The organism is Bartonella sp. AP36NXGY, assembly GCF_042195865.1.
Taxonomy (GTDB): Bacteria; Pseudomonadota; Alphaproteobacteria; order Rhizobiales; family Rhizobiaceae; genus Bartonella.
In genome coordinates this window covers 1-8,969 of the sequence record NZ_JBHIPD010000034.1, presented here as the reverse complement: position 1 = coordinate 8,969, position 8,969 = coordinate 1, and the positions used below count along the sequence as shown (strand labels likewise).

Below are 8,969 nucleotides of genomic sequence, written 5' to 3'. Positions count from 1 at the left end.
AAATATTAACACATTGAAAAATAACGTTTTTACTTTTTATCGTTTTTTTATCTAAAAGAGGCAACCGTCAAAACTCATAACCATAATGGTCTTGATAGCATTTCTTATGATTATAATCCCTTTCTTTTGAAAGGCTTTAAAAGATCACATACTCTCATAAGACATGTTTTAATCATTCACTAAATGATCACTTTTGTCGATTCAATGTACTGACACAAACTGACAAATATATATTTACAGTTGTATTTATTTGTTATGGCTGTTTTAATAAGTTGTATTTTGAAAAATTCATAAAACTTAACTTATTGAAATATAATGATTTTAATTTTTTATCATTTAAAAAAAATGATATAGGTTCTAAAAAGAACTGACAAGACTGACAAAAGTTTATTAAAAGGGATTTTGCTCATCTCTATAATGATCAGTTTCTATTGAGATGTTTTCATAAGTGTTTTCATAACGGTCTATAAATCACAATTATCATATATCCTATTTATCATTTCTCTTATGAACATGAAAAATGATGCCATGGCTATAAAGCATATAACAGCTATAGAAAATGCGTAAAAACAGCAGCTTCAAATAACTAAACTGTAAATGAACGCATTGATTATAAAGAGAGCACCTATAAGAGGCTATTAAATTTTAAATGTATTATAAACAAAATTCACAAAAAAATTTAAATTCATTTAGTAAAAAAACTGATAGGTTATAAAGATAAAAATACGCATTATGAGAGCCTTTTTAAATATTATAGATGTATAGATTCAAAACATAACGCAATCGTTTCATAAAGCCCATAATATAGCTTTAAACGCATATAAATATAAAAGAAGCAATTCATAATCATAAGATATTATCAATACACAACGTATTTAAAAAATACAAAAAAATATCAAAAAAAGATAAAATATTATTTGACAATAAATACGTATTTTGTTATATGAGGACGATACGCTAATTTTTGTATTGTTATCCCCATTTCTTCTAAAAAAGCTACTTTTAGAACTTCACTAGAATGGGCGGGGTTATGCGTCATTTGTTTTCATTCCTTTCATCAATGGTAATCTTGATAATCAACAAGCTCCACATCTGTTCCGATAAAGCGAAAAATAACACGCCAATTTCCATTCATCTTAAAAAGTATATTACTCTTTATGCGCATTGGGAACGGCTTTTCTAGATCCTAGTAAGCTGAATATATAGCCTTGTCCGATTAGAACTCCAAAAATCGTAACAAAAACGCCTATGATTTGCATGATTTGAGGGATGAAGCCGAACAGGATTTGCACCAATAAGGCTGAAATAGGTACAAAATTGAAAAATATCGCCGTCTTACCCGGACCTCGGATCGCTATTCCAATATTCCAAAATAGGTAGGCTAAAACTGATCCTGCACCCCCCATCCAAAGGAGTGCGAATAAACTAGCACCGGACATAGACATCGTTTCTTGAAGAGGGGATTCGAATAAAAAGGTTAGGACGCCAAGGGCGACGGTGCCAGAGAGCATCGTCCAGCTTGTTGTTTCAAGCGGGGTTGCGTTCTTGACAAATGACCGCGTGCCCACGGTATAGAACGCCCAACCAATGGAACCTAAAAGAATCATAATATCTCCTTTGGCAAAGGAAACATGGTTAGACAAAAATCTCCCATTTGTTATGACTAAATAGACCCCGAACATGCTAATGAGCATCCCTATAACCCTCTCACAGGTTGGGAAAGATTTATTCATGATAGCTTCAATAATATTAGCACTAATAGGGGTTGTCGCCATGATGAGGGAGGCTGTTATGGGATTTGACGTTTGCAAGCCAACAAATAAAGCGCCATTAAACCCTGCCACACCGATAATCCCTAGGAAAATATAAGAAATAAAATTTTGCGATAAAACATGCCACCGCAAGCCTTCTTTGAAAATCATAATTAAAAATATGGCGATTACGGCAATGAGAAACCGCTCAAAAGAAGCTGTCCATGGAGAAACAGTCGTTAAAGCTATCTTAGTGGCTTGGAAATTGGAACCCCAAAAAAAGGTTCCTACGAGGGTTAAGACAAGAGCTATTCTGGGCGTGATTTTCATTGGATAGATCCTTATACTTGATACCAAAGTGGAGCATCGAGACGTATAGAAGAAATTTGTGCGGTATTAGATGAGGAAAGAATAAAGTTGACCGCGGAAGCAATGTCATCTGGGTGAAGCATTTTGGCAAGATTCTCTGGAGGTATCTCTGGGAATCCTTTAAAATTTCGACGAAAATCCGTATTAACTTTATCAACTTGGATTGAACAAACACGAATATTTTGTGGCATTCCCCATAAGCGCAACCCACCAGTATAGCCCTCTACGGCAAATTTAGAAGAAGAATATGAAATTAAAGAAGGATTGTATTCTACACCCCATATGGATGAAATATTTATAATATCGGCGCGAATTTCCTTTTTTAGATAGGGTAAAGTAGCAGCTGTTATATAGAACATTCCTTTAATATTCACATCAAATGTTTCAGCACATTCTTGAGCATCAATTGTTTCTGGATCGCCACTATAACAAATGCCTGCTACATTAACTAAGACATCAAGACCACCAAATTCTGAGATAACCTTATGGACAGAAGAGTCAATGGCTTCTTTATCGCGGATATCAACAATCAATTTACATAAGCTTGCCGTATCGATGGAGGTTGGTAGTTCTATGTCAATGATGTCTGCACTTGCTACCTTATGACCATTTTTCAATAAGTTTAGAACAATTGCTTTACCGATGCCGCGAGCGCCTCCTGTGACTAAAATACGTTTCTGTTGTTGTGAGTAAATTCCGGTCGTGTTTTTTATCATTTCGTTTAGCATTTTCTATACCTGAAGTTGTAATCATTAATATTCAGCTAGTTTATTTTTAGCCATGCATTATGTATTACTGTATTATGTTTAATGTATTGAGTATTATTAAATTGTTTAAATAATAAGATAGCCTTAAAGTTTATTGTGATTAGGTTGAATAACTAAAGAACTGATATTTCATGTAAAGACGTCTCATTAAAAGGAAATACCTTTTTAGAGGAGAATGCTAGAGTTTGTGATTCTTTAGGTAGATTTAAACAGCGCCAACCATGCTTGTGAGCATACGCCTCAAGCAAAGGATCGCCAATAACAGCGACAGGATGACCTACAAGCTTCAGCATATGCTCATCGGAAATATCATCACCGTAGGCCCAGCAGTTCTTAAGGTCACCACCATGTTTTTCAATAAAATCCTGAATCGCAAGCGCTTTTCCAACGCCGATCGTTTGCGGAGGGACGAAACGGCCATTATATTTTTGCCCATCATGCAATAGTTTTGTGGCCAAGATGTAAGGTACACCTAGATGTTCTGCAATGGGGGCTAGAATTTCTATAAAAGAGCCGGATACTAAGACCGGCTCAATTTTTTGGCTATGATGGGATTTTAGTTCTGTTACTACTTCTTGGATTAAGAAAGTAGGATTAATCAACGCGCGCTTTGCCCAAGTTTCTGCACATCTTGTTACTTCTGCTACAGCACGTCCGGCAAAAAATTCATAAAAGCGACGGTTTATTACGCTGCGCGGACTCTGGTTATCATGGTGTGCACGTAAAATAGCAGTAGTATCTGCATATTCCTCTTGGTGAGCGTTGGTTGAAAAACCTAGCCAAGATTTATACCAGAAATCGTGGAAAGCGAGCATACTCTTGCTCCGAATAAGGGTGCCATCTACATCGAAGAATGCATACGCAAGGCTCATTATTAATTTCTCCCTTCAAAAAAAATTAAATACTTTATAATGTTGTTTGTTCTTTATAAGCATGGATATGATTTATTCGTAATATTAATCCTTTGTTGTGAATTCCCAGAAACCTGTTTTTTTGAGCTTTAGCTGCGCGTGGACATCCCCTCCTAAGCCATACCATCCGATCGCACCGCCTCGATTCATTTGATAACTCATCCAAAGCAAGACGATATTTACTATTCGATTAGCAGAGGGATCGTTCACAGATGGAAACGGATTGGGTAATATTGCTTGATAAAAGGCATGCCCATCAGCATCTGCCAGTAGTATATTGGGAAGACCAAGTGGGCCGGGTCGTGTAGGTGCATGGGGATTCAGATCATGTTGCCGTAGTGCCATAATTGTGTAAAGACTGTTAGGAATTAACCCCAAAAATTCAAAACGAAAATGTCCTGTTCGTTGGTCGTTAGGGACGGAAACTTCCATGGATCCTTTCGCTTTACACCATTGTTCAAGGGTTATCGGCGCAGTAATCTTTCTACCATCTTGGTTTCGAGCGTCTGGTATTGGTACTTCATGGAAGCCATAGCTTGGCAGATAAATATTTTTCGCATTGGGGCATTGCGCTGGTGCAAATATTACTGGATAATTATTGCATGGTAATGGTAAGGGCAGAGTATGTAATACAAGAGAGGCATCACTACTAGAAAGAGGATCTGAAAGTTCTTTTATGATATCGTAGGGAGCATTCTTGCCGAATTCAGGAGTTACAGTAGAGGTTGATACCAAAGCTCTTCCCCACTCTGAGGTAAGTTCTCCATGGGAATTCATGCGATTGATTTGTCCAATAACAATAAAATTTCCCTTTTCATCCATTACTTCGCTCGGGGGATAAGTCGGTCCTTGTGTAGTCAAACTTAGTTCGTACATTATTGTTTTCATAGATAATGCCTCTACGCAAGATAAACATTTTCAAGGTTCTCAGCTTTCCGCGAGATAGAGTCCCTACCTGTTTGCTTGTTAAGAAATTTAATCGCTTGTTTGTGTTCATTCTTCTTTAGTTTTTCTGCATGATAAGCAGTAAACTGAAAGGAAAGAGTAGCGGCGCTCGTGTCGCCTTGGTTAACTGATATAGTTATATCGAAGTGAAGGCGAGATAATCTGGATATATCGCTAGAGTTAATTCGATAGTTAAAAACAACGTCAAGAGGGAATACAAACCCTGTAAAATTGGCAGCCAGGCTATTTAACACGAAGTAATACGGCTCCGTCCAGTTATCTCCGATAAAATATTCCTCAGTAACTGCTAAAAACATTTGACGAGCTGCTTCAATCAACACCATACCTTGTATATGTTGTCCAGTTTGATGATCATTCATTAGTTCTGACCGTTCATCCAATATTAAGTGAGATTCAAAATTATGCTCATCTAAACGTTTCGGGTGAGAGATAATCGCATTTCTGATGTAGTGCTTATGACTTTGCAGGCGGCTAACGCGAAGTGGACGCTGTAGTAGAGGAGAAATATCAATCCCGTGGGCTGCGAGTGGATATAGTCCTTGGTCATAAAGAGCTTGAGCTTGAACTTCTGTTAACCCTTGACCGCTAACAAGTTGACTATTACTAGGTAAATTGGCAAAGGAATTTGTACGTATTATCTCTAAAATTTCCCCAAAAGTCTTAACGTTTTCATGTATACTAAATTCATGAAATTTATTGCCAACTATAAAAATTTTCTTATTAGATGTATTTTTCATTGTGCTCCCTGCCTCAAAATTATAACTAATTTTAACTCTCTTTTTATATCTCTTTGATTTATTTGAAATAAAAACATACTCTTCATAAAATTATTATATGGCTTTAAAAATCGGTAACTACGTTATTGATCAAATATAAGCAAAAATTTACCAAAATAATTACATTACTTAAAACATACATGGCTTTTCGGTAATATTATAGAAGAGTAAGCGCTCATTTTTAGCAATCACTACCCTCCACTCAAACCAAAAGCTGCAGCTTAGTTTTACAGCTGTCGCCGTAGTTCGTTGTTAATTAATAAAGCGTTTGTAAATTTTTGTATAAAGTCCACCTTCTCCACCCGTGATAAAATTGTCTCCGGCCTTTTTAATTATCTCTTGATAGCGCGGAGAAGAAAAAAGGCTCTTATAGATTTCAGGATCAACAGAAAAACCGGAGAGAAACATAACACCCGGCTCTGTACTAATGATGGAATGATAAGCAATAAACTCTTCAACCTCAGATGCCTTGCGTACTACGTCAAAAATGGTTTTGTCTCGCCATTGGCGGTAGGAGGTAAAACGGCTTGGAGGAACCTCAATATGACGCAGCTGCAGATACGGTGTGCTAGGCAAAGACTGCTTGAGCACTTTTACCGATTCAACATAGGTCAAAAGTTGACGACGAAAGTCGTTCACAAGATCTTCTCCCAATAATTTTAATTCAAGCTCCCATATCCCCGGCAAGCTCTCAATCTGTTTTAATGAGGGCAAGGCTCTCAACTGCAGAACAGTCCTATTATCAAGAGATACAAACACCGTAGCCTGCTGCTCAGATTTTTCTGCTGTGATCTGCCTCCATTTCTTAGCTACTGTAAGAGTTTGGTTTTCTTTAGGATATATTTCTGTAATTAAAAGATACGGTGTAGACATTAAATTCTCCTTGAAATTAAGAAAAAAATTAAATTCGTAAGTATCACGCTTTTGATAATAATGATGTTGCTGGCAAATAAATTTCTCTATGTCTCCTTGCGTGAGACAAAAACTTCTTTAGCAATTTCAACGACATTAATCGCTGCAGGAAAGCCTGCATAAGGAGCAATGTGAATTGCTAATTCAATCACCTGTTCGGGCGTGCCACCTACATTAAGCAGACCCTGTATATGCAGCTTCAGCTGTGGAATCGCAGTTCCTAACGTTCCTAACGCTGCCACCGTTATAATTTCCCGTTCAAAGAAGTTGAGGATAGGCCGTGTGTAGATATCACCAAACCCAAACTCAACAACAAAACGAGCTAAGTCTGGAGCAATGCTACCCAGTGTCTTAATAATCATTTGTCCATCGGGGCCATCAATATGTTCTAGTGCCTTCAGTCCAGATTCGTAGCGATCCTCGCATACTAATGGCGAGCCGCAACTAGATATGAAGTCTAGTTGCTTTTCATCAAAGACCTCTTTTGCAGCAAAAACACTATTTAAGGCTGCTGGAAACCCTGCATAAAGTGCCAACTGTATCATTACTTCAATCAGCTCAGCAGGACTACACCCAATATTAAGAGCACTGGTAAGGTGGAATTTGAGTTGCCGTCTTGCATTACCGAGAGTTGCAAAGATGGCAACGGTGGCAAGCTGCCGAATACGGCTTGTTAAGTGAGGTCGCTCATAAATTTCTCCATACACAAAAGAGATGATGAATTTTGCGAGATCAGGGGCAACATCGGCCATTTCTTCAAGAATTGAAGGAGTCTCGACCAATTCCATAGAGCGTAAACGCTCCACGCCCAATTCATAAGCATTTTTCTTATAATTTACAAATGTTTGTTCTTGCATGTAATGGCCCCCTCCCCACGGAGCCTTAGTTGGATAAGGCTTTTACTTTCCTTAAAGACTAAACCTTCAATTAAAATGCAATACCTTATCTCCTCTTGCGGATTTGCATTGCATGAATCATTATCGTGCTTTAATATCCTAGTCAATCATTTTTGTAAATTTATTTTATATTATTTTTCATTTTTTACATTATAGGCAATCCTTATGAAGCTATAGCAGATAGTAAGGGATTTTTCTATGGCATTAATATTACGTTGATGCAGCAGGCACGTGTAGCCTTTCCAGACGTTGTACTTAAGACTGAGCTAAAATTAGCAAATTAAACCCTTCTTATTCGTATTTGCGCAAGAGAACTGAGGTGTAACTTGTTGAGCGTAGAAACACCATGCATGATTATGTGCGCATTGAGCTATAGGACTTAGTTGTATTTAGTATTTGCGGCTTGAATTTACCGAGGAAAGTGCGAAGCGTTAAATTTATAACAGATGCTACTGACTTACCTCTAATCTAGTAAAGTTCTATCATGACAAAGCCATTTGTTGGGGTGTACGGAAGAGCTTTGTTTTTAACTCAAGTTAGAGGTATGTAATAGCAGATGAGTGCAGTACTCCTTTGCTGCAAAGTCCTCCAATCGGTTTAGCTAAAAATATTATGCCGCAATTAGGTGCCCAATATAGCTTGATCATGTCTATAAATTTTGGTTTAATACCTTTAGCACTGGAGAACTTTAGTAAAATTAATGCTGTGTGCCTCTATCAAGTTGTAAAATATATTATGCTTTAAGATCTCGGTAAAAATTTTCATGAGAGCCAAGTGCTAACAAGGTCAAAGTAATCGTGTGATCTTCATAGCTGTAAGCAAGCAGCGTCAATTGCTTGGCCATTTTAAATTTATAGACAAAAACACCAGAAAGATCACCTGTTTTGGCTTGACCAATGTTGGGCGTTTTCATAATGACGCGAACAGCTTGGTCTAGATCTTGTTTTTGGTTGGCATGCAGTTTTTTGACAGTTTTTTTAAATGAATTGGTTTGTAAAACTTGCATAGATTCAGCCAAATTCGAATGCTGTTACATCGCCATCTGCATTTTCTTGTTGTCCAAGTAAGATTGCTTGAATAAATTGAAAAGAGAGATCTGGATTTTCTTCGGCTATTTTGCCCATACGCGACCAATATTCAATTTGCTTAGGAACCGAGCGGCTATAAACAGACGCGTAACGCTTAGCCTCATTAATGAGATCATCAGACAGTTTAACAGTTGTAGCCATGACTATACTCCTACCTTACAATAAGGTGGTAATATAGTTCAAAAGGTGTTAAAAAGCAACCTTTGAAACACAATAACCTTAGCAGATCTCTAACACAATTCCTTCTCTCACAGCCATCTTTCTTAATATCTGAAAGAAGAGAAAATAAAAGATAAATTTAGAACTAAATGATCGAGAATAAGCTCTAAAAAGGTTCGGGATAGGCAGAAAATAAGTTAAAAGAATCAACGGAATCAAAATTCCCGAACTTCTATATAATCTATTCTTTTAGAGAGATCATACAAGCGCTCATTAGAATTGGCTTGCTTGGAAAACAAGCTTATGATCATACGCTTTCTTTCTCAAAACAGTTTTGTGCTGATCTCAAACGAGCAAAACAGAAAGCAGAGAGA

Annotated in this window: 10 protein-coding genes and 2 pseudogenes; 1 reads left to right on the top strand and 11 read right to left on the bottom strand. The window is 37.2% G+C overall.

Annotation, left to right across the window (positions count from 1 at the left end):
- Positions 1-913: 913 nt before the first annotated feature.
- The 11 genes and pseudogenes from ACFINX_RS08930 to ACFINX_RS08880 form a co-directional block, all read right to left on the bottom strand.
- Positions 914-1,039 carry a hypothetical protein gene (locus ACFINX_RS08930; protein ID WP_281433075.1) on the bottom strand — a complete coding sequence of 42 codons (126 nt, stop codon included), beginning with the start codon at positions 1,037-1,039 and terminating at the stop codon, positions 914-916.
- 18 nt (positions 1,040-1,057) lie between these two features.
- Positions 1,058-1,135 (bottom strand): annotated as a pseudogene (locus tag ACFINX_RS08925) (Killer protein); the annotation flags it as partial.
- 13 nt (positions 1,136-1,148) lie between these two features.
- Entirely contained in the window at positions 1,149-2,081 is a 933-nt protein-coding gene (locus ACFINX_RS08920) for a DMT family transporter (RefSeq protein WP_375624018.1), read from the bottom strand.
- Positions 2,082-2,092: 11 nt separating this feature from the next.
- The gene (locus ACFINX_RS08915; RefSeq protein WP_273758243.1) at positions 2,093-2,836 is read right to left on the bottom strand and encodes an SDR family oxidoreductase; all 744 of its coding nucleotides are present in this window, start codon (positions 2,834-2,836) and stop codon (positions 2,093-2,095) included.
- A gap of 164 nt (positions 2,837-3,000) precedes the next feature.
- A complete protein-coding gene (locus ACFINX_RS08910; protein WP_254492176.1) occupies positions 3,001-3,759 on the bottom strand; it encodes an HAD family phosphatase in 759 nt (252 codons plus the stop codon).
- Positions 3,760-3,843: 84 nt separating this feature from the next.
- Positions 3,844-4,674, bottom strand: coding sequence for a hypothetical protein (locus ACFINX_RS08905; RefSeq protein WP_330167542.1), 831 nt, complete (start codon positions 4,672-4,674; stop codon positions 3,844-3,846).
- Between the two features lie 23 nt (positions 4,675-4,697).
- On the bottom strand, positions 4,698-5,501 hold the full coding sequence (locus tag ACFINX_RS08900) for an AfsA-related hotdog domain-containing protein (protein WP_375628395.1): 804 nt from the start codon (positions 5,499-5,501) through the stop codon (positions 4,698-4,700).
- Positions 5,502-5,792: 291 nt separating this feature from the next.
- On the bottom strand, positions 5,793-6,413 hold the full coding sequence (locus ACFINX_RS08895) for a hypothetical protein (RefSeq protein WP_273758245.1): 621 nt from the start codon (positions 6,411-6,413) through the stop codon (positions 5,793-5,795).
- A gap of 86 nt (positions 6,414-6,499) precedes the next feature.
- Positions 6,500-7,309 carry a carboxymuconolactone decarboxylase family protein gene (locus ACFINX_RS08890; protein ID WP_375628393.1) on the bottom strand — a complete coding sequence of 270 codons (810 nt, stop codon included), beginning with the start codon at positions 7,307-7,309 and terminating at the stop codon, positions 6,500-6,502.
- A gap of 772 nt (positions 7,310-8,081) precedes the next feature.
- Entirely contained in the window at positions 8,082-8,366 is a 285-nt protein-coding gene (locus ACFINX_RS08885) for a type II toxin-antitoxin system RelE/ParE family toxin (RefSeq protein WP_375628392.1), read from the bottom strand.
- Positions 8,359-8,577: a TA system antitoxin ParD family protein gene (locus tag ACFINX_RS08880; protein ID WP_005773872.1), complete on the bottom strand. Its 219-nt coding sequence runs from the start codon at positions 8,575-8,577 to the stop codon at positions 8,359-8,361. Before ACFINX_RS08880 ends, ACFINX_RS08885 begins: the two co-directional genes overlap by 8 nt.
- Positions 8,578-8,840: 263 nt before the next feature.
- Here ACFINX_RS08880 and ACFINX_RS08875 point away from each other — a divergent pair.
- Positions 8,841-8,969 (top strand): annotated as a pseudogene (locus ACFINX_RS08875) (virulence-associated protein E); the annotation flags it as partial.

Bases quoted from the DNA above. Each gene is read 5' to 3' on its own strand.
- ACFINX_RS08930 (WP_281433075.1), bottom strand. From the start codon at position 1,039: ATGACGCATAACCCCGCCCATTCTAGTGAAGTTCTAAAAGTAGCTTTT.
- ACFINX_RS08910 (WP_254492176.1), bottom strand. From the start codon at position 3,759: ATGAGCCTTGCGTATGCATTCTTCGATGTAGATGGCACCCTTATTCGG.
- ACFINX_RS08880 (WP_005773872.1), bottom strand. From the start codon at position 8,577: ATGGCTACAACTGTTAAACTGTCTGATGATCTCATTAATGAGGCTAAG.
- ACFINX_RS08890 (WP_375628393.1), bottom strand. From the start codon at position 7,309: ATGCAAGAACAAACATTTGTAAATTATAAGAAAAATGCTTATGAATTG.
- ACFINX_RS08920 (WP_375624018.1), bottom strand. From the start codon at position 2,081: ATGAAAATCACGCCCAGAATAGCTCTTGTCTTAACCCTCGTAGGAACC.
- ACFINX_RS08915 (WP_273758243.1), bottom strand. From the start codon at position 2,836: ATGATAAAAAACACGACCGGAATTTACTCACAACAACAGAAACGTATT.
- ACFINX_RS08895 (WP_273758245.1), bottom strand. From the start codon at position 6,413: ATGTCTACACCGTATCTTTTAATTACAGAAATATATCCTAAAGAAAAC.
- ACFINX_RS08905 (WP_330167542.1), bottom strand. From the start codon at position 4,674: ATGTACGAACTAAGTTTGACTACACAAGGACCGACTTATCCCCCGAGC.
- ACFINX_RS08900 (WP_375628395.1), bottom strand. From the start codon at position 5,501: ATGAAAAATACATCTAATAAGAAAATTTTTATAGTTGGCAATAAATTT.